The 19,104-nt window shown below is 62.6% G+C and carries 16 protein-coding genes; 12 read left to right on the forward strand and 4 right to left on the reverse strand.

Annotated elements, in window-relative coordinates:
* Nucleotides 1–16: 16 nt before the first annotated feature.
* The gene (locus DU490_RS10100; RefSeq protein WP_114574170.1) at nucleotides 17–289 is read left to right on the forward strand and encodes an HU family DNA-binding protein; all 273 of its coding nucleotides are present in this window, start codon (nucleotides 17–19) and stop codon (nucleotides 287–289) included.
* Between the two features lie 196 nt (nucleotides 290–485).
* Nucleotides 486–2,303: a SurA N-terminal domain-containing protein gene (locus DU490_RS10105; RefSeq protein WP_114574171.1), complete on the forward strand. Its 1,818-nt coding sequence runs from the start codon at nucleotides 486–488 to the stop codon at nucleotides 2,301–2,303.
* A gap of 229 nt (nucleotides 2,304–2,532) precedes the next feature.
* Here the strand turns inward: DU490_RS10105 and DU490_RS10110 are convergent, their stop codons facing one another.
* Together DU490_RS10110 and DU490_RS10115 are read right to left on the reverse strand one after the other, a co-directional pair.
* A complete protein-coding gene (locus DU490_RS10110; protein WP_114574172.1) occupies nucleotides 2,533–3,291 on the reverse strand; it encodes a UDP-2,3-diacylglucosamine diphosphatase in 759 nt (252 codons plus the stop codon).
* A 79-nt stretch (nucleotides 3,292–3,370) separates the two neighbouring features.
* Nucleotides 3,371–3,880: a peptidylprolyl isomerase gene (locus DU490_RS10115; RefSeq protein WP_114574173.1), complete on the reverse strand. Its 510-nt coding sequence runs from the start codon at nucleotides 3,878–3,880 to the stop codon at nucleotides 3,371–3,373.
* A 180-nt stretch (nucleotides 3,881–4,060) separates the two neighbouring features.
* Between DU490_RS10115 and DU490_RS10120 the strand changes: the two genes are divergently transcribed.
* Together DU490_RS10120 and cysS are read left to right on the forward strand one after the other, a co-directional pair.
* On the forward strand, nucleotides 4,061–5,773 hold the full coding sequence (locus DU490_RS10120; RefSeq protein WP_114574205.1) for a glutamine--tRNA ligase/YqeY domain fusion protein: 1,713 nt from the start codon (nucleotides 4,061–4,063) through the stop codon (nucleotides 5,771–5,773).
* 1 nt (nucleotide 5,774) lies between these two features.
* Nucleotides 5,775–7,175, forward strand: coding sequence for a cysteine--tRNA ligase (gene cysS / locus DU490_RS10125; RefSeq protein ID WP_114574174.1), 1,401 nt, complete (start codon nucleotides 5,775–5,777; stop codon nucleotides 7,173–7,175).
* A gap of 52 nt (nucleotides 7,176–7,227) precedes the next feature.
* Here cysS and DU490_RS10130 read toward each other — a convergent pair whose 3' ends face one another.
* On the reverse strand, nucleotides 7,228–8,223 hold the full coding sequence (locus DU490_RS10130) for a DUF1853 family protein (RefSeq protein WP_114574175.1): 996 nt from the start codon (nucleotides 8,221–8,223) through the stop codon (nucleotides 7,228–7,230).
* Between the two features lie 92 nt (nucleotides 8,224–8,315).
* Between DU490_RS10130 and DU490_RS10135 the strand changes: the two genes are divergently transcribed.
* The 8 genes from DU490_RS10135 (at nucleotide 8,316) to DU490_RS10170 (ending at nucleotide 17,791) form a co-directional block, all read left to right on the forward strand.
* A complete protein-coding gene (locus tag DU490_RS10135; RefSeq protein ID WP_114574176.1) occupies nucleotides 8,316–9,227 on the forward strand; it encodes an ABC transporter substrate-binding protein in 912 nt (303 codons plus the stop codon).
* A 48-nt stretch (nucleotides 9,228–9,275) separates the two neighbouring features.
* Nucleotides 9,276–10,397 carry an ABC transporter permease gene (locus tag DU490_RS10140; protein WP_114574177.1) on the forward strand — a complete coding sequence of 374 codons (1,122 nt, stop codon included), beginning with the start codon at nucleotides 9,276–9,278 and terminating at the stop codon, nucleotides 10,395–10,397.
* Nucleotides 10,394–11,335: an ABC transporter ATP-binding protein gene (locus tag DU490_RS10145; protein ID WP_114574178.1), complete on the forward strand. Its 942-nt coding sequence runs from the start codon at nucleotides 10,394–10,396 to the stop codon at nucleotides 11,333–11,335. Before DU490_RS10140 ends, DU490_RS10145 begins: the two co-directional genes overlap by 4 nt.
* Nucleotides 11,332–12,114, forward strand: a complete 783-nt coding sequence (locus DU490_RS10150; RefSeq protein WP_114574179.1) for an ABC transporter permease — start codon at nucleotides 11,332–11,334, stop codon at nucleotides 12,112–12,114. Before DU490_RS10145 ends, DU490_RS10150 begins: the two co-directional genes overlap by 4 nt.
* A 219-nt stretch (nucleotides 12,115–12,333) precedes the next feature.
* Nucleotides 12,334–13,560 carry a thiamine pyrophosphate-dependent dehydrogenase E1 component subunit alpha gene (locus DU490_RS10155; RefSeq protein WP_114574180.1) on the forward strand — a complete coding sequence of 409 codons (1,227 nt, stop codon included), beginning with the start codon at nucleotides 12,334–12,336 and terminating at the stop codon, nucleotides 13,558–13,560.
* A gap of 1 nt (nucleotide 13,561) precedes the next feature.
* The gene (locus DU490_RS10160) at nucleotides 13,562–14,539 is read left to right on the forward strand and encodes an alpha-ketoacid dehydrogenase subunit beta (protein WP_114574181.1); all 978 of its coding nucleotides are present in this window, start codon (nucleotides 13,562–13,564) and stop codon (nucleotides 14,537–14,539) included.
* 28 nt (nucleotides 14,540–14,567) lie between these two features.
* The gene (locus tag DU490_RS10165; protein WP_114574182.1) at nucleotides 14,568–15,860 is read left to right on the forward strand and encodes a 2-oxo acid dehydrogenase subunit E2; all 1,293 of its coding nucleotides are present in this window, start codon (nucleotides 14,568–14,570) and stop codon (nucleotides 15,858–15,860) included.
* A gap of 71 nt (nucleotides 15,861–15,931) precedes the next feature.
* Nucleotides 15,932–17,791 carry a protein kinase domain-containing protein gene (locus DU490_RS10170; protein ID WP_114574183.1) on the forward strand — a complete coding sequence of 620 codons (1,860 nt, stop codon included), beginning with the start codon at nucleotides 15,932–15,934 and terminating at the stop codon, nucleotides 17,789–17,791.
* Nucleotides 17,792–17,795: 4 nt separating this feature from the next.
* Here DU490_RS10170 and DU490_RS10175 read toward each other — a convergent pair whose 3' ends face one another.
* On the reverse strand, nucleotides 17,796–19,100 hold the full coding sequence (locus tag DU490_RS10175; RefSeq protein ID WP_114574184.1) for a TRAP transporter large permease: 1,305 nt from the start codon (nucleotides 19,098–19,100) through the stop codon (nucleotides 17,796–17,798).
* Nucleotides 19,101–19,104: the final 4 nt, after the last annotated feature.

Raw genomic sequence — 19,104 nt, forward strand, 5'->3', positions numbered from 1 at the left:
AGTCAAGGGGTGAAGTGTGAACAAATCCGAGCTGATCGAAGCCATCGCCGCGTCTGCCGATATTCCCAAGGCCGCCGCGACTCGTGCATTGGATGCCATGGTCGACACCGTCACAGAAAGTCTGAAGAGCGGTGAGACCGTCTCGCTGGTGGGCTTTGGTACTTTTTCCGTTAAGGAGCGCGCCGCCCGGACCGGGCGTAATCCTCAGACCGGCGAGCCGATCCAGATCAGCGCAGCCAAGGTGCCGAATTTCAAGGCCGGCAAGGCGCTCAAGGACTCTGTGAACTGAGTCAGCGGCATATTTGCGCCGCAGGTCGTCGGCTCACGCAGGCCATCATCGGCAGCAAAAAAACAGGCGCATCGCCATCGCGATGCGCCTTCTTTATGGGCTGACTATTTGCCGCTGGCGGGGCCATGGTGGGATTGCCTCTGTCACCGTATAATGTGGCGCGTCAGCCAGCCAACAATCATCATCCGAGGCCTCCATGCTGCAAAGTATACGTGACCGCTCCAGAAGTTGGGGTGCGAAGATCATCGTCGGCGCCGTGGTCGTGACCATGGCCCTGTTCGGGGTCGAGTCCCTGGTGGGGCTGCTTGGTGGAAGCGGCGACGAGGTAGCCAAGGTCAATGGCCAGTCGATTACCCGTCAAGAACTCGAGATGGAGGTTCAGCGGGCCATCCGCTCGGGCCAGGTGCCACCTGAGCAGGAGAGGGCGTTGCGCGGACAGGTTCTCGATGAACTGATCGGCGAACGGCTGCTGACGGCTTTCGCCGAACATGGCGGCATGCATCTCTCCGATGAGCAACTCGATCAGGTAATCGTCACGCTGCCGGAATTCCAGAACCAGAATGGACGCTTCGATGCCGACCTGTTCCGCAACCGCCTGGCCAGTTCCGGTTTCACGCCGACATCGTTTCGCGCCGCACTACGGGTAGATCTCAAGCGGCAGCAGCTTCAGCAAGGCCTCGTCATGAGTGACTTTTCGCTGGAAAGCGAGCAGCAAACCCTGGCGGCACTGCAGCGTCAGGTTCGCAGCTTTCGCTACCATGTGCTGAGCGCCGACGACCTGGCCGAGCCCGTAGAGGTTACCGAGCACGACCTGCTTGCCTACTACGATGAGAATGCCGATCGCTACCGGCGTCCCGAGCAGGTTCGGCTTGAATATGTCGTTATCGACCGGCAGGAGATGGCCGATGCCATCGAGATCTCCGACGAGGAGGTTCGCCGCGCCTGGGGAGCGCGTAGCCGCGATGTCGACCGGCGCGTGTCTCATATCATGGTTGGCTTCAATGCAGAGCGTAGCCGTGCGGAAGCCGTTTCACACCTGGAGAGCGTCCGATCCCGGCTCGCCGAGGGTGAGGATTTTTCCGCCCTGGCGCTTCAGTATTCAGACGATCCGACGACCGCCGAACAAGGAGGTGATCTTGGCATGATCAGTCGTGGCTTCTTCGGCGATGCGTTCGACGAGGCCGCCTTTGCGCTCGATCCCGGTCAAGTATCTGATATTGTCGAGACTAGCAGCGGCCTGCATCTTCTGAAGGTGACTGAGCTTGATCAGCCGCCGCTTGAAGAGATGCGTGAAGAGGTCGAGCGCGAGCTGGCGCTGGCCGAGGTCAGCGATACCTTTAATCGCCAGGTGCAGACCCTGATCGATGAAAGTTTTGCTGCCGACGACCTGGCCAGCGTGGCCGATCAGCTCGAGCTTGACCTGTACCAGAGCGACTGGGTCGCCCGGGATGGTGTGTCGGGCGTGCTCTCCGAGCCGGGCGTTATGCAGCAAGCCTTCAGTGACGATGTCCTGGTGGAGGGCTTCAATAGCGAGGTGATCGAACTGGATGAGGATCGCAGGATGGTGTTGCGGATCACTGATCACCGCGAGCCCACTGTGCTTCCGCTCGATGAGGTCCGCGATCGGATAATGCAGGCGGTTGAGCTTCGCAAGCAGCGCGAGGCGCTGCTCGAGGTGGCGCGCACCCAAGTGGAACTACTGCAGGAAAGCGAGGCGTTGGATATCGACTGGCGACATGTCGAGAGTGCCGTGCGGCAGCAGGATAATGTTCCGCGTTCGGTACTGCAGGCGGCATTCCGGCTTCCCCATCCTGGGGATGAAGAAACCGTCTACGGTCAGGCCACCGACGAGGATCGAGTGGTCCTCATTGCCCTGGAGCGTGTCGAGCAGGGTGAAGTGGATGCCCAGGTGGAGACCTTCGTGGCGCGCATGACTGAGCAACTGCGTGGACAGGCTGCGATTCAGGGGCTCCAGTCCTATCTGCGAGAGACCGCCGATATCGATCGCCGCTGATACCAAGGTGGGATCGGCAAACAGGAGGCACAGTGTGCCTCCTGTTTTTTTGGTTCATCGAAATTATACCGTTATCATGATTGCTCGTTCAATACAGGTAACTGACAAGGTGCTTGTCAACGCTGCATGCGTGATGGTGCTCTAAGCGTTACTGTATGACATAAAGGAAAATCTACAACCGTGGCGATGGCGCTGCCAGGCTGGAGTCGAGTATGTGGCTGCCTGGGGCTCAGAAATCGATTCGTTGCAGGGTGGGGCGGCCGACGTTCTTGATGACCACTTCCCAGCCCTGGCCGGGCCGCCAGTCGCCCAGCACGACGCGCTGGGCGGGTGTGCCGTCGATGTCGAGATCATGCACCGCCGGGCGGTGGGTGTGGCCATGGATCAGGGTCGTGACGCCATGGTCGCGCATCGTCTGGACGACTTCGTCGGGGGTCACGTCCATGATGTCATCGGCCTTGTTGGAAGTGGCCTCGCCCGACTGCTGGCGTAGCGAGGCCGCCAGTGTGATACGGTCGGTAATCGGCATGGCCAGTACCTGCTGCTGCCATTCGGGCTGCCGTGCCTGGGCGCGGAAAGCCATGTAGGCCTCGTCCCGGGTGCAGAGGCTATCGCCATGCATCAGCAGTATTGGCGCGTCGTGGAAGACGACCAGAGCAGGGTCGGCCAACAGCTTCGCGCCGGCAGCGGTGGCGAAGCGCTGGCCGAGCAGGAAGTCACGATTGCCGTGCATCAGGTAGATGGCTGTACCATCGTCTGCGAGTTGGTGCAGGGCGGTGGCGATATCCACGGCGAGTGCTGCATTGCCGCTGGTATCGACATCGACCAGGTCGAGTAGGTCGTCACCGACCCAGGCCTCGAAGAAATCGCCGAGTATGTAGAGCGCATCTGCCCCCTGGGCCCGTGTCTGGAGCCAGCCGAGAAAGCTGTCGGTCACCTCGGGGGCTTCAGGGTGCAGATGCAGGTCGGAAACTATCAGTGTGGTCATGGGCCGTCTCGCAGGGCTGAATCATGAGGGGCCAGCGCAATACGGCCGAACTGGGCAGTCTTGTTGCGCTTCGATCCTGTCAGGTATCGGCAGGGCCATCCTTCATGTAGGCACGCTGGATGATCACATCCTCGGCCGGGACATCGGCATGCATGCCGCGTCGGCTGGTTCCCATGGCGGTGATCTTCTCGACCACGTCCATGCCTTCGACCACCTCACCGAAGACGCAATAGCCCCAGCCCTGGATGTTCTTGCCGCTGTGGTTGAGGAAGTCATTATCGGCCACGTTGATGAAGAATTGCGCCGTGGCAGAGTGGGGGTCCTGGGTGCGCGCCATGGCCAGGGTGCCGATGGTATTCTTGAGGCCGTTATCGGCTTCGTTCTCGACCGGCTCGCGGGTTGGTTTCTGATTGAACTCCTGGTCGAAGCCGCCGCCCTGTACCATGAAACCAGGGATCACCCGATGAAACAGTGTGCCGTCGAAATGGCCGTCGTGAACGTACTGCTCGAAATTGGCGGCGGTTTTCGGGGCTTTGTCGTGATTCACGGCGACCGTGATATCACCGAGGTTGGTCTCTAGAACGATCATCGCTTTTTCCTGTGAGCTGTGACTTGGGCAATAGCAGGCGCGCCTTGGCGCCGTGCAGGGGCGTGGCGCTATAATAGCGGTTTTGCATCGATGCGCGAAGCGCGTCGGGTTGTTCCTTTCTCCAAGACAGCCCCACGAACGGGCTTCGCGCCCATTCAACCAGAGGTTTACCGCATCAACATGTCCACCGATACCGCCAGCGCGCCGAATTTCATCCGCAACCAGATCCGCGACGAGATCGAAGCCGGCAAGGCCGACAGGGTCGTGACTCGCTTTCCGCCGGAGCCCAACGGCTTTTTGCACGTGGGTCATGCCAAGTCGATCTGTCTCAATTTCGGCCTGGCCGAGCAGTTCGGTGGCGATTGTCATCTGCGCTTCGACGATACCAATCCGGCCAAGGAGGAGCAGGCCTATATCGATGCCATCAAGGAGGACGTGGCCTGGCTGGGTTTCCAGTGGGCGGGCGAGGTGCGCTATGCCTCCGACTACTTCGACCAGCTCTATGCCTGGGCTCAGCACCTGATTCGCGAGGGCAAGGCCTATGTGGACGATCTCTCCCCCGAAGAGATCCGCGAGTATCGCGGCAGCCTGACTGAGCCCGGCAGGCCGAGCCCCTACTGCTCGCGCAGCGTGGAGGAGAACCTTGACCTGCTCGAGCGCATGCGTACCGGCGAGTTCGCCGAGGGCGAGAAGGTGCTGCGCGCTAGGATCGATATGGCCGCACCGAATATCAACCTGCGCGACCCGATCCTCTATCGCATTCGCCACGCCCATCACCACCAGACCGGCGACAAGTGGAAGATCTACCCCTCATACGACTTCACCCACGGCCAGTCGGATGCGCTCGAAGGCGTTACCCACTCCATCTGCACCCTGGAGTTCGAGGATCATCGCCCGCTCTACGAGTGGTTCCTGGAGAACCTTCCGGTGCCGGCCAAGCCGCGCCAGATCGAGTTTGCCCGGCTCAACCTCAACTACACCCTGACCTCCAAGCGCAAGCTCAAGCTGCTGGTGGACGAGGGTATCGTCGACGGCTGGGACGACCCGCGAATGCCGACCATCTCCGGCATGCGTCGCCGCGGTTATACGCCGGGGTCGATCCGCAAGTTCTGCGACATGATCGGTGTGACCCGTGCCGACGGCGGCCTGGTGGACATTGCCATGCTCTATCACGCCATTCGATCGGACCTCGAGGACAACGCCCCGCGTGCCATGTGCGTGCTCAAGCCGCTCAAGGTGGTGCTGACCAATGTGGCCAACGACCACGAAGAGGTCTTTGATGTGCCGGGCCACCCCGCTCGCGAGGACATGGGTGTGCGCCAGATTCCCTTCACCCGCGAGCTGTGGATCGACCAGGACGACTTCATGGAGGAGCCACCGAAGAAGTTCTTCCGGTTGGCACCGGGCCAAGAGGTGCGGCTGCGCAATTCCTATGTGATTCGCTGCGACGAGGTGGTGAAAGACGCTGCCGGCGCGATCACCGAGCTGCGCTGTTCGGTGGATCTCGACACCCTGGGCAAGAACCCGGAAGGGCGCAAGGTGAAGGGCGTGATTCACTGGGTCAGCGCTGTCCACGCGGTACCCATGGAGGTACGCCTCTACGACAACCTGTTCCAGGTCGAACAGCCCGACCGGGACAAGGACGCCGACTTCCTCGATCACCTCAATCCCGATTCCCTGCAGGTGCATCAGGCCATGGGCGAGCCGAGCCTGGCCGAGGCGCCGCCCGAGTCGCGCTTCCAGTTTGAGCGCGTCGGCTACTTCTGTGCCGACCGCCACGCCTGTCGCGACGGCAAGCGCGTGTTCAATCGTACCGTCGGGCTGAAGGATGGCTGGGCCAAGGTTCAGAAGCAGGAAACCCGGAAAAAAGAGCAAGGACAGAAGAAGGGCTGACATGCAGATCTACAATACGCTGACGCGCCGCAAGGAAACGTTCGTACCCATCGAGCCGGGCAGGGTACGCATGTACGTCTGCGGCATGACCGTCTACGACTACTGCCACCTGGGCCATGCCCGGGTGATGGTGGCGTTCGATGTGGTGACCCGATACCTGCGCTGGCGCGGTCTTGACGTCACCTACGTGCGCAACATCACCGATATCGACGACAAGATCCTCAAGCGTGCCGACGAGAACGGCGAGAGTATCGGTGCGTTGACTGAGCGCATGATCGGCGCCATGCACGAGGACGAGGCGCGGCTGTTCGTGTTGCGTCCGGATCATGAGCCTCGTGCCACTGGGCATGTGGCCGAGATCATCGCCATGATCGAGACCCTGATCGACAAGGGTTACGCCTATGCGGCGAGCAATGGCGACGTCTACTACCGGGTGCGCAAGTTCGAGGGCTACGGCAAGCTCAATAACCGCGACCTGGACGAGATGCGCTCCGGGGCCCGGGTCGAGGTCGACGAGCACAAGGAGGACCCGCTCGACTTCGTGCTGTGGAAAGCGGCCAAGCCCGGCGAGGCGAGCTGGTCGTCGCCCTGGGGCGAGGGGCGCCCCGGTTGGCACATCGAGTGCTCGGCCATGTCGACCTGCTGCCTGGGGGAGACCTTCGACATTCATGGCGGCGGGCCGGACCTGACCTTCCCTCACCATGAAAATGAGATCGCCCAGAGCGAGGCGGCCACCGGCAAGCCCTACGTCAACACCTGGATGCATGCGGGAGCGGTGAGGGTGGACCAGGAGAAGATGTCCAAGTCGCTGGGCAACTTCTTCACCATCCGCGAGGTGCTCGAATCGCACGACCCGGAAGTGGTGCGCTACCTGCTGGTGGCCAGCCACTATCGCAGTGCCATCAACTACGCCCCGGAGTCCCTGGCGGATGCCCGCAAGTCCCTCGAGCGGTTCTACAACGCCCTCGAAGGGCTGGCGTTCGAGGGTGATGAACCACGGGGCGAGGTGGATGCACGATTCGCTGAGCGCTTCATCGCCGCCATGGACGACGACTTCAATACCGCCGAGGCGCTGTCGGTGCTCTTCGAGCTGGTCCGCGAACTGAACCGGGCCAAGAAGGAAGCTCCCGAGTGGGCGCCGCTACTGGCCGCCGAGCTCAAGCGCCTGGGCGACGTACTTGGCCTGCTGCAGCAGGACCCCGAGGCGTTCCTCAAGGGCGGTGCCAGCGAACTGCCGCTGAGTGAAGCCGAGATCGAAGCGAAGATCGTTGCCCGTGCAAACGCCAAGAAGGCGATGAACTTTGACGCCGCCGACGGTATTCGTGACGAGTTGGCAGCGCTTGGCATCATTCTCAAGGATTCCCGCGAGGGGACTACCTGGGTAATGGAACAGATGGATTAGGTCGACTGCAATTACATGCATTGCGCCAGGCCTATGGCCGGGCGCAATACGTTCAGCCCCGGGCTTTGGCCGGAGGAAGAGGGATCTGGCGCGGCCAGGCATCCTCCACCACGAACAGTCGTCGATAGCCGCCGCCCGGACGACAGTCGCCATCAGCCGTCAGGGCGATCTGGACCGGTGGGCCGTGGCCCCGAATGTGCTGCGCCAGTCGAGTTTCCACGTCGCGCAGGCTGGTGAATGCCTCGTCTCTTGGCAGTGCCAGCCAGTGTGGCTTGGCCAGCCACGCTGCACGGGTCCCGCGGGGCAGGCCGTCGCGGAAGTTGCGCCACTCACTCCATTGCAGCCACTCCCCCCTGAGGTGCTCCTGGGTCGCCTCTCGGGGCGACGGCAGGGCCTGATGCCAGGGGTAGAACAGCACGCCGGGCATTGCCAACTGGGGCTGGATGAACGGCTCCGGAGTAGGGCCGACATCCCTGGGGCGAGTGTGGAGCCGGATCGCCAGGCGTGTCTCGGCTCGCTCCGTCAGGCGTAATTGATGGCGATGAAGATGCTCGCGCTTGGTCGCCAGGCTGTCGGCGCCACCGGGGCCGATCCAGCGCGCCTGGTCGCTGGGGTCCCCAGGTCCTTCCGGGAGGCCGAGATAGAACTTGATGGCCACTTCCAGGTGGATGGGCATCGGGTCGCAGCGGCGGCGATAGAGCAGGTCGAGTTCGCCCAGGGTGCGCTTGCCCTGGTGGACGCGCAGGTTGTGTGCCAGCAATCGCGTACCGGGAGCGGCGTCGAGCAGGAATTGCCATAGCGTTTCATGGTAGTGCCCCATGCGGCCTTCAACGGTGCTGCCGACACGCTGTTCGAGTATTTGCGGCGCGGCTTCCAGTCCCCGGAAGAAGTTTGTAAGCTGCCCATCGTCTGCCAGCCCCAGAACCTCACGTGAAGGACGCCCCGGCCACTCGGCGTGGATCAGATCCGGCGCCATGAGGATCCAGGCCAGGTCGCGGACCAGGGGGTGATGGCAGTGGACGAGTCGTGGGTCGCCGCTTGCAAGCATGTTGAAAATCATTCCGCGTTGAGATCAGGTCTGACAGCCAAACTGTACACCCCTTATACTCTGGGAACATTCACAACCTATGGGTGGTGGCGATGAAGCGCTCCCTGACCGGCCTGGCAGTCCTTGCGACTGCCTCTGTGCTGACCCCGTCCGTGGCCCAGGCTAGCGACCCCGTGGTGGTTTCCTCCAAGATCGATACTGAAGGCTCGGTGCTGGGCCAGTTGATCATGCAAAGACTCGAGCAGGCCGGCATCGAGGTCGAGGATCGACTGCAGCTGGGTGGCACTAGTATCGTGCGCAGCGCCTTGAAGGCTGGCGAGATCGACCTTTACCCCGAATATACCGGCAATGGCGCCTTTTTCTTCGACATGGCCGACAGTGATGTGTGGAATGATCCCGGTGAAGCCTACGCCACGGTGCGGGACCTGGATGCCGAGGATGGGCTGATCTGGCTGACGCCGGCCGACGCCAACAATACCTGGGCCATGAGTGTCCGTGGCGACCTGGCGCGTGAACACGACCTGGCTACCCTGGAAGACTTGGCGGACTATCTGTCGGAGGGGGGCGAGTTCAAGTTCGCTGCCAGTGCCGAGTTCGTCGAATCCGAGCAGGCCCTGCCGGCATTCCAGCAGGCCTACGGCTTCGAGCTGTCGTCGGATCAGCTGTTGGTGCTGTCGGGCGGGAACACTGCCGCCACCATGCGGGCCGCCGCCCAGCAGACCAGTGGCGTCAACGCGGCCATGACCTACGGTACCGACGGTGGTCTCGGCGCTCTGGACCTGGTGGTGCTCAAGGATACGCTTGGCGTTCAGCCAGTTTATCAGCCGGCGCCGGTGGTGCGTGAAGCCGTGCTGGAGGCACACCCCGAGATCGAATCGCTGTTGGCGGCGGTCTTTCAGGCGCTGGATCTCGAGACACTGCAGCGGCTCAACGGGCAGGTCGCCGTCGACGGGCTGGCTCCCCGCCAAGTTGCCGAGGATTTCCTCGCCGACCTCGCGGAATGATACGTGACGGCTGCTAGGTCTACGCCCAACTGGGTATTGCTGTGTCTCATGCTCGTCGGGCTGATGGCTTGGCTTGTGCTCGACGCGGTGAACGTCACGCCCAACCGCATCGTTTCAGGCACGCCCTATCGCGCCTACGAGGTGCATGGCTGGTGGGCAGCGCTGCTGGCCGGTGTACCCATGCTGGCGGTAATGGTGCTGGCCTGGCGCCCCGATGTTCGGCGACTGCAAGCCGCCTTGGTCGTGGTAGTGGGGTTGCTGTCGGCGATGCCTCTTTGGCTGGCAACAGCCGTTGCGGCCCTGGCCGATCCCGACATGCCCCAGGCGCGTCTGGGAGTCGGATCGTCGCTCTGGCTGTTGCTGTTCCTGTGGCTGCTGGTGGTGATCGAGTTGCGTACCCGCCTGGGTCTGCCACGCGCGTTCGGCTGGCTGCTGTTGCTGCCGATACTCATCGGCTGGTGGCTGTCGCTATCGTTCTGGCTCGAGCCGCTGGCGCTCTTCCGGGAGTACCAGGTGCGTAGCGAGCAGTTTGCCTCGGCCATCGTCTACCATCTGGCCCTGGTTGGCGCGGCGGTCGGTGCGAGCCTGGTGCTGGGAATCGTGCTGGCGCTGGGCATGCGTCGCTATCCCGGCATGCGCAAGGCCGGCTTCAGCGTGCTCAATGTTGTACAGACCATCCCCAGTCTGGCTCTCTTCGGCCTGCTGCTGGCCCCCCTGGCCTGGCTGTCGTCGCGTTTCGACTGGCTGGCGTCCATGGGGGTGAGCGGCATTGGCTGGGCGCCGGCTTGGCTGGCACTGGTTGGCTATAGTCTGCTGCCCATGGTGCGCAACACCTATGTCGCCCTTGAAGGCGTCGAGCCGGCAGTGATCGAGTCGGCCCGCGGGATGGGCATGAGTCGTCGTCAGGCCTTCTTGCAGGTACGGCTTCCGCTGGCGTTGCCGGTCGTGCTGGAAGGGGTGCGAATCACCACGGTACAGGCGATCGGCCTCACAGCCGTGGCGGCGCTGATCGGCGCCGGCGGCCTGGGAACCTTTATCTTCCAGGGCCTGGGCCAGGCAGCGATGGACCTGGTGCTGCTCGGAGCACTGCCCATCATCGCCCTGGCACTGGTGGCCGATGCCCTGCTGGGGGCGTTGGCCGAGCGATTTCGCCACGGAGGGACCCCATGATCGAACTCTTCGACGTCACCAAGCGTTTCGGCAGCGAGACCGCTGTCGACGCTATTTCGCTGCGGGTCGAGAAGGGGGAGTTCTGTGCCTTGGTCGGCTCCTCCGGCTGCGGCAAGTCGACCACGCTGCGCATGATCAACCGTTTGATCGAGCACAGCGAAGGGGAGATCCATCTCGACGGCCAGCCGGTTCGCTCGTTCAATGAGGAGCTGTTGCGGCGTCGCATCGGCTACGTGATCCAGAACACCGGGCTCTTCCCGCACTGGACGGTGGCACGCAACATCGGTCTGGTCCCGCGTCTGCTCAAATGGCCGCGTGGCAAGATACGTGCTCGGACCGAAGAGCTGCTGGGGCTCCTCGGGCTGCCGCGTGAGGAGTTTGCCGACAAGTACCCCCACCAGCTGTCGGGCGGGCAGGCGCAGCGAGTCGGCGTGGCCCGGGCCCTTGCCGCCGACCCCGAGATCCTGCTCATGGATGAGCCCTTCGGAGCTCTGGATCCGATTACCCGGGAAGCGCTGCAGCGCGAGTTGCAGGATATTCAGGCGCGCCTCAACAAGACCGTGGTCTTCGTGACCCATGACATGGATGAAGCCCTGGCCCTGGCCGATCGACTGGTGGTGATGCACCAGGGGCGGATCATTCAGCAGGGGCGTCCCATCGACCTGCTGCATGATCCGGTCGATGCGTTCGTCGAGTCCCTGCTCGGTGGCTTGGATCGGGGGCTCAAGGAGGCGGCACTGACCCGCGTCAGCGAGCGCATGGCGCCCTTCGGGCCACGGCTGCTGGCAAGCGAGCGCATTCCCTACCGGGCATCGTTGAGCCAGGCGCTGTCGGTCATGCTGTGGCACCGGGTGGAGCGCTTGACGGTAGTCGACGACGAGGACATCCCCATCGGTGAGCTATCGCTGCGCCGACTGTTGGGGGCCAAGTCATCATGAGCGAAAGCCTGGCCCCGCTCGCACCAAACAGTGAAGGTGGCCGCGGGGTGGCGCAATGGCGCCACTGGGGCGTGCCGCTGATCTGGCTGACGTTACTGCTGGTGTTCACCTTTGGCATGGCGCAGCTGGAGGTGTTCTTGCGGCTGATCGAGCCCGATACTCGGCAAGTCCTGTATCACCGTTCGAGTCTTGCCTCCCTACTGGGCCAGCATGTGTTCGTGGTGGCCGTGGCGTCGGTGCTGGCCATTGTGCTGGGGGTGAGTGCCGCCATTGCCGTCACACGGCCAGCCGGTCGCGATTTCCTGCCATTGGTTGCCCAGCTCGCCTCCATCGGGCAGACCTTTCCCCCTGTGGCCGTGCTGGCGCTGGCGGTGCCGGTGCTCGGGTTCGGCACATTGCCGATCATCGTGGCGCTGCTGCTGTACGGCCTGCTGCCTATCGTTCGCAATACACTGGCGGGCCTCTCGGGCATCGACCCTGGTGTCCACGAGGCGGCGAGGGGCATGGGCATGACCGACGGCCAAATTCTGCGCCAGGTCGAACTGCCGCTGGCGGCGCCGGTGATTCTGGCCGGCATCCGCACCGCCGTCACCATCAATATCGCTACGGCTGCCATCGGTGCCACAGTCGGCGCGAGCAACCTGGGCGACCCCATCATCTCCGGTATCGTCAACGGCAATACCGCCTATATCGTGCAGGGGGCCCTGCTGATCGGGCTGCTGGCGATCACCGTCGACAGTACGTTCGAGCGTCTGCTGCGTCGACCGGCGGCCCGTTAGCGCGATATCCAACAGACACGACAGTGCAGGCAGTGGATTCATCAGGTCGAGTGCAGGAGGACTAGCAAAATAGATGCTTTTGATGGCATCTTACGTTAACGTCAACTAGCCAGCGTTGGCGGTACGCTGGAGACAACCTCTGGCAGCCGACTACATTACAGTCAACACTGCCCTCACAAGGGGCGGCTTTCCTCCTGCCACCACCCAAGGAACAGGATGATGACAACAACATACGACGTCCATTCGCCGAGCTTCATGACCGGCGACGAATTCCAGATACCCACCTTCCGGCTCCTGCAGCAGGACGGCACCCTGTTCGAAGGCGCCGAGGCCCCCGAGCTCGACAAGGAGAAGGCGCTCAGGATCTACCGCGCCATGCTGGTGACCCGCGTGCTCGACGAGCGCATGTTGGCAGCCCAGCGCCAGGGGCGGCTCTCCTTCTACATGCAGTGCACGGGTGAAGAGGCGGCGGTGATCGGCGCCACGGCGGCGCTGGACGATGCCGACATGATCATGGCCCAGTACCGCGAGCAGGGCGCACTCGCCTATCGCGGCTTCACCTACGACGAGTTCATGAACCAGCTGTTCGGCAACGAACTCGACTACGGCAAGGGCCGGCAGATGCCGATTCACTATGGATCGCGCAAGCTACACTACATGACCATCTCCTCGCCGCTGGCCACGCAGATTCCCCAGGCGACCGGCTATGCCTACGGTCAGAAGATGGCCGGGGAGGGGCACTGCACGATCACCTTCTTCGGTGAAGGGGCGGCCTCCGAGGGCGATTTCCACGCGGCGCTGAACATGGCCTCGGTGCACAAGGTGCCGGTGATCTTCTTTTGCCGCAACAACGGCTATGCGATCTCGACCCCGGCCACCGAACAGTTTGCCGCCGACGGCATCGCGCCGCGCGCCTTCGGCTATCGCATGCATGTCATCCGGGTCGACGGCAACGATATCCTGGCGGTCTATCGCGCCACCCAGGAGGCCCGCGCCATTGCCGTGGAGCAGAACGAACCGGTGCTGATCGAGGCCATGACCTACCGGCTGGCGGCCCACTCCTCTTCGGACGACCCTTCCGGCTATCGTTCGCGCAAGGAGGAGGAGGCCTGGCGGGAGAAGGACCCGATTCTGCGCATGCAGCGCTGGCTCATCGACCGTGAGTGGTGGAGTGAAGAGGAGGAGAAGGCCCTTCAGGAGAGCCTGCGCCGTGAGGTGTTGGAGACCATGAAGCGTGCCGAGAAGCGTCCTCCACCTCCGCTGGAAAGCCTTGTCACCGATGTCTATGCCGACGTGACACCGGCGCTGCAGCGTCAGCTCGATGCGCTCAAGACCCATATTCGCAAGTACCCGGATGCCTATCCGAAAGGTGCGCGCTCACTCGACCCCGATGTCAGCGTGTCCAGCGATGCCGCCAAAGCCAGTGACGACCAGGAAGGAGCCTGAGATGCCAAAGATGAACATGCTGCAGGCGATCAACAATGCCCTGGACATCGCCATGGCCGAGGATGACAAGGTTCTCTGTTTTGGCGAAGACGTGGGCGTGTTCGGCGGTGTATTCCGTGCCACCAGCCACCTTCAGGAGAAGTACGGCCGCGCCAGGTGTTTCAATACCCCGCTGGTGGAGCAGGGCATCATCGGCTTTGCCAATGGCCTGGCGGCACAGGGCTCGGTTCCGGTGGCCGAGATTCAGTTCGCCGACTACATCTTTCCGGCCTTCGACCAGATCGTCAACGAGACAGCCAAGTTCCGCTACCGCTCCGGCGACCTTTTCAACGTGGGTGGCCTGACGATTCGCACGCCTTACGGTGGTGGGATTTCCGGGGGGCTCTATCACTCCCAGTCGCCGGAGGCATACTTCGCCCATACGCCGGGGCTGAAGGTCGTGGTGCCGCGTAACCCCTACCAGGCGAAGGGACTGCTGCTGGCCGCCATCCGCGACCCCGACCCGGTGATCTTCTTCGAGCCCAAGCGGCTCTATCGCGCCTCCACCGGCGAGGTGCCGGAGGACGATTACCAGTTGCCGATCGGCGAGGCGGAGGTGATCAAGGAGGGCACCGATGTCACGGTGCTGGGCTGGGGGGCCCAGATGGAACTGATCGAGAAGGCGGTCGAAATGGCCGAGAAGGCTGGCATCTCCTGCGAGATCATCGACCTGCGCTCTATCCTGCCCTGGGATGAGGACTCGGTTGCCGAGTCGGTACTCAAGACCGGGCGACTGGTCATCAGTCACGAGGCGACGCGTACCGGCGGTTTTGCCAGTGAAATCGCCGCTACCATACAGGAGCGTTGTTTCCTGTACCTGGAATCGCCCATCGAACGGGTGACCGGAATGGATACCCCTTTCCCGCTGACGCTGGAGAAGGAGTACATGCCGGACCACCTCAAGATCTACGAGGCCATCCGGGCCAGTGTGGATTTCTGACGATCGATATCAGGACAGGAGATGCAAGATGAGTGACTTCATGCTGCCCGATATCGGTGAAGGTATCGTGGAATGCGAGATCGTGGAATGGCGTGTCAACGAAGGCGACGTCATCGAGGAAGACCAGCCGGTGGTCGAGGTGATGACCGACAAGGCGCTGGTCGAGATCACCGCGCCGGAAGCCGGGCGAGTGACCAAGCTGTACGTGCCAAAGGGGGAGATTGCCAAGGTTCACTCACCGCTGTTTGCCTATGAGCCAACCCATGTGGCAGAGAGTCCGCAGCCAGTGCCTTCGGTGGCCGAGCAGTCCGCGGCGGTGAAACCGCCTTCGAACCAACATGCCGCTTCCGAGATGGATTCTTCGTCGGGCCTGGGTGTGGCGACGACGGGACGAGGCCCCTATGGGCGTATTCCGGCGAGTCCCGCCGTGCGTCGATTGATTCGAGAGAACGCCCTGACGCTGGAGGCCATTACCGGCTCCGGCAAGGACGGGCGGGTACTCAAGGAGGATGTGCTGCGTCACCTCGAGCAGGACGCCGAACCCGCGGTGGCGGCGGATAACCGGGGGGTATCCACACCGGAGAGGGCTCCGGCGTCTGCGCTCTCCGCCGAGGGCGAGGTCGTCGTCGAGCCGATTCGCGGCGTACGCGCGGTCATGGCGCGTCGGATGGTCGAGTCCGCGAGCACTATCCCGCACTTTCAGTACGGCGAGGAGATCGATGTCACCGACCTGTTGGCCTTGCGAGCCCGTCTCAAGCCCCAGGCCGAGGCACAGGGAACACGCATCACTTTGATGCCGTTCTTCATGAAGGCCATGGCGCTGGCGGTGAAGGAGTACCCCATTCTCAATGCCCGGCTCAATGACGAGGTCAGCGAGATCCACTACCTGCCCTCCTGCAACGTGGGCATGGCGGTGGATAGCCGGGCGGGTCTCCTGGTGCCCAACGTTAAGCAGGTCGAACGGCGTACCTTGCTCGACGTGGCCCGGGAGATCGAGCGACTGACCGCTGCGGCGCGAGAAGGCCGGGTGGATCAGGTCGACCTCAAGGGCGGCACCATCAGCATCTCCAACATCGGTGCGCTCGGGGGAACTTATGCGGCCCCGATCATCAACGCACCTGAGCTTGCCATCGTCGCCATCGGCAAGACCCAGTGGCTGCCACGCTTCGATGACAATGGCGATGTGGTGCGTCGGGCGATCATGACCATTACCTGGGCAGGGGATCATCGAGTCATCGATGGCGGCACCATCGCACGCTTCTGTAATGCCTGGAAAGGGTACCTGGAGAGCCCGGAAACGATGCTTCTTCACCTGGGGTGAAAGACACTGATTTATCCCGTATCGCTTCGGTGGCGGCATGGATCAGCGTATTCCTGACGAGAAGGTGACGTATGTCCCAGGCACCGCTGCAGCAGTTCTATATTCCCGAAGAGCAGTCGATCTATCTGCTCAGCCACGACGATGCCCGCAAGCTCAAGGAGTGGGTGGCGCTGTGTCAGGCCCAGCTGGCCCAACTGGGTTACCGGGATATCGCACTGATCGGCAAGGGCGCCTACGGTTTCGTCTTCGCCGGGGTGACCGCCCACGATGAGGAGTACGTCTTCAAGTTCACCCGGGTCAACCTGCCCCAGCACCTTCAGGACCGCCTGGAGGAGGAAGCCTTCATGCTGGAACAGGTCGACCATCCGCGAGTGCCCAGGCTGGTGGCCTACCAGCGGGTGCGCAATCAGTCGATACTCGTCATGCAACGAGCACCGGGACTCAACCTTGAGGAGGTCTCGCTGCGCGAGGGCAGGCTTTCGCCTCGCCTGGTCGTGCGTATTGCCGGGCAGCTGGCGGATATCCTGAGCACGCTGCGTCGCGAGGCAGGGCCGGCAGGCCGCCCCATCGTGCATGGCGACATCAAGCCCTCGAACCTCGTCTTCGACGCACGCCGGGAGGAGGTGGCCCTCATAGACTGGGGCTCCTCGGTATTCACCCAGCTCGATGCCAACCAGCAGTTCGTGGCGGCCAACGTCATGGAGCTGATGTCGGATAATCTCCAGCAGACCAATGCTCGCCTGGGCGATGTCTATTTCATCGGTGAAGAGCAGCTCAACGGGGCGCTCTCCTCACCGCGTTTCGACGAGCAGGGCACGGCGGGCACTCTTTACGCCCTGGCATCCGCCCAATCCTGCCGCTTCGGTCACCGTGCCATTCCCGCCACCTCGCTGGGCCTGCCCATGGAGTTTGCTCGCATGCTCGACGGCATGCTCGACCCAGACCCCCGGGTGCGCCTGCGTGCCGGCGACCATTTTATTCGCGAGATGCCAAGGCTTGCCCGCCTGGTCATGATCGATCTTCCCGAGCCACCGGAAGCGGCACTGGTACCCACCTGGGTGCGTCCAGCCAGCCGTGAGATCGACACGGTCGTCTACAGTTCGCGCAAGGCCTTCCTCCGCGAGGAAGGCGCTCCTGAAACCCTCAGTGACGTCAACGACGTCCAGCTTGACCGCTATTACAAGAATTTCATGCAGGGCATGGGAGAGACGGAAAAGGCGTTTCTCGCCGCCGTCAGCCGGCTGGGCAAGTATCCGGTGGTGGGCGGGCTGGCGGTGCGCTGGGAAGCAGAGGGCGTCTATATCGACACCTCGCTCAATCTGCACGACGGCGAGCTGAAGTCCGCCTTCGTGGCGGCCGTCAACAACATGGTCAATCTCGCCCGGGCGATCTATCGGCAGGGTATATTCAAAAGCTGCCTGTTCAATGCCCGCGATACGCTTCACCTGGACCGGGAGGGGCCGGACCGCCCCTTCACGGTGGAGCCGGGCATGGCGCTGCGCTATGAAGTCAGCGCCATGCCCGAACTGGAAGATAGAAGCCGGTTGCACAGCTACTTCGAGGATGGACCAGACCCGGAGGAGTTCCTGGTGCTGCCCGAGGAAATCATCGTTTCGCTGGAGGCGCTCAACGACATCCACCATACCGGCATGATCATCTTCGAAGCACTGCCGCAACACCTGAAGATCCATAGCTACTACCGGTTGCTGGATCCATCCCGGGAGACGGAATTTCGTCAGCGGCTCGACGATATACTGACGGCAGTGGGCCTGATTGAAGGGCTGGGAGTTTCCGGTTTCATGAAAATGCCCTACAAGGACACCCGATTCTTTGCCCATGTGCAGCGCCAGCCCGAGCGCTACTATCCCCGTGACCCGCGGATGGCACAACGCGACGCAAGCGCCGCAATGCGCCAGAGCCCGGGCGTCTGATCCCTCAGCGAGTCATCGCCTGGGGCAGGTAGAGAGCGATCTCGGGGAAGATGTGCAGCAACGCGATGGAAGCCAGCATCAGCAGGAAGAAGGGCAGGGTCGCCTTGGTGATGGTCACGATATCCTTGCCGGTCAGCCCCTGGATGACGAACAGGTTGAAGCCGACCGGCGGTGTGATCTGCGACATCTCCACCACAACGACCAGATAGATGCCGAACCAGATCAGGTCGAAACCCGCGGAACTGACCAGGGGCATCAGAATGGCCGTTACCAGCAATATTAGCGATATGCCATCGAGGAAGCAGCCCATCACCAGCAGTAGCAGGGTCAGTGCCACCAGCAGCATGGTGGGCGACAGTCCCATTTCACCGATGGCCCGGGCCAACTGCATGGGAACTTGAGTAAAGCCCATGGCCGAGGTGAGAAACGACGCCCCGGCAATGATGAAGGCGATCATGCAGGCGGTACGTACCGCCGCAAACAGCGATGCCTTGAAGGTGGCAATGCCGAAGCTGCCGGTCAAACGTGCGATGACGATCGAGAGTACCACTCCGACTGCTGCCGCCTCGGTGGGCGAGGCCAGGCCACCGTAGATCGATACGATGATCCCGCCGATCAGCAGCAGGACCGGTATCAGTGACAGCGTGTGGCGAAGCTTCTCGGCCAGCGGCATCGACGACTCATCTTTTCCGGTAAGGCCCAGGCGATTGCCCTTGAGCAGTGACCAAAGAATCAGGTAGGTCATGAAAAGGGTCAGAATCAAGAGTCCCGGGCCGATTCCGGCCATGAACAGCCGCGAGATCGACTGTTCTGTCACTACGCCGTAGACGATCAATACGATGGAGGGTGGGATCAGCAGGCCAAGCGTCGAGGCGCTGGCCAACGTGCCGATCGCCATGCCGCTATCATAGCCCCGACGCTCCAGCTCGGGCAGGGTCATCTTGCCCACCGTGGCACAGGTGGCCGCCGAGGAGCCGCAGACCGCTGCAAACATGCCGCTGCCGATGATGTTGGTATGCAGCAGCCGGCCGGGCAGCCGGTTGAGCCATGGCGAGAGGCCGCGGAACATGCTGTCGGCAAGCCCCGAACGGAACAGGATCTCGCCCATCCAGATGAACATCGGCAGGGCGGTAAGGTCCCAGCCGTAGCTGGCGCCCCAGAAATCCGACGCCAGGATCGGCCCCGGAGCAAACGGGCTGAAGAAGGCCAGCGCTACCCAGGCGGTGCCGATCAGCGCGAAGGCGATCCATACGCCGCTGCCCAGAAGCAGAGCCAGCGTGAAGATGGTGGCCAGACTCAATGTCAGCACAAGT

Source organism: Halomonas sp. DQ26W (assembly GCF_003339685.1).
GTDB lineage: Bacteria > Pseudomonadota > Gammaproteobacteria > Pseudomonadales > Halomonadaceae > Halomonas.

Excerpts from the sequence above, each read along its gene's own strand:
- DU490_RS10115 (WP_114574173.1), bottom strand. The coding sequence starts at position 3,880 with ATGATCGTTCTAGAGACCAACCTCGGTGATATCACGGTCGCCGTGAAT.
- DU490_RS10120 (WP_114574205.1), top strand. The coding sequence starts at position 4,061 with ATGTCCACCGATACCGCCAGCGCGCCGAATTTCATCCGCAACCAGATC.
- DU490_RS10155 (WP_114574180.1), top strand. The coding sequence starts at position 12,334 with ATGACAACAACATACGACGTCCATTCGCCGAGCTTCATGACCGGCGAC.
- DU490_RS10135 (WP_114574176.1), top strand. The coding sequence starts at position 8,316 with ATGAAGCGCTCCCTGACCGGCCTGGCAGTCCTTGCGACTGCCTCTGTG.
- DU490_RS10110 (WP_114574172.1), bottom strand. The coding sequence starts at position 3,291 with ATGACCACACTGATAGTTTCCGACCTGCATCTGCACCCTGAAGCCCCC.
- DU490_RS10165 (WP_114574182.1), top strand. The coding sequence starts at position 14,568 with ATGAGTGACTTCATGCTGCCCGATATCGGTGAAGGTATCGTGGAATGC.
- DU490_RS10145 (WP_114574178.1), top strand. The coding sequence starts at position 10,394 with ATGATCGAACTCTTCGACGTCACCAAGCGTTTCGGCAGCGAGACCGCT.
- DU490_RS10140 (WP_114574177.1), top strand. The coding sequence starts at position 9,276 with ATGCTCGTCGGGCTGATGGCTTGGCTTGTGCTCGACGCGGTGAACGTC.
- cysS (WP_114574174.1), top strand. The coding sequence starts at position 5,775 with ATGCAGATCTACAATACGCTGACGCGCCGCAAGGAAACGTTCGTACCC.
- DU490_RS10130 (WP_114574175.1), bottom strand. The coding sequence starts at position 8,223 with ATGCTTGCAAGCGGCGACCCACGACTCGTCCACTGCCATCACCCCCTG.
- DU490_RS10105 (WP_114574171.1), top strand. The coding sequence starts at position 486 with ATGCTGCAAAGTATACGTGACCGCTCCAGAAGTTGGGGTGCGAAGATC.
- DU490_RS10170 (WP_114574183.1), top strand. The coding sequence starts at position 15,932 with ATGTCCCAGGCACCGCTGCAGCAGTTCTATATTCCCGAAGAGCAGTCG.
- DU490_RS10160 (WP_114574181.1), top strand. The coding sequence starts at position 13,562 with ATGCCAAAGATGAACATGCTGCAGGCGATCAACAATGCCCTGGACATC.
- DU490_RS10150 (WP_114574179.1), top strand. The coding sequence starts at position 11,332 with ATGAGCGAAAGCCTGGCCCCGCTCGCACCAAACAGTGAAGGTGGCCGC.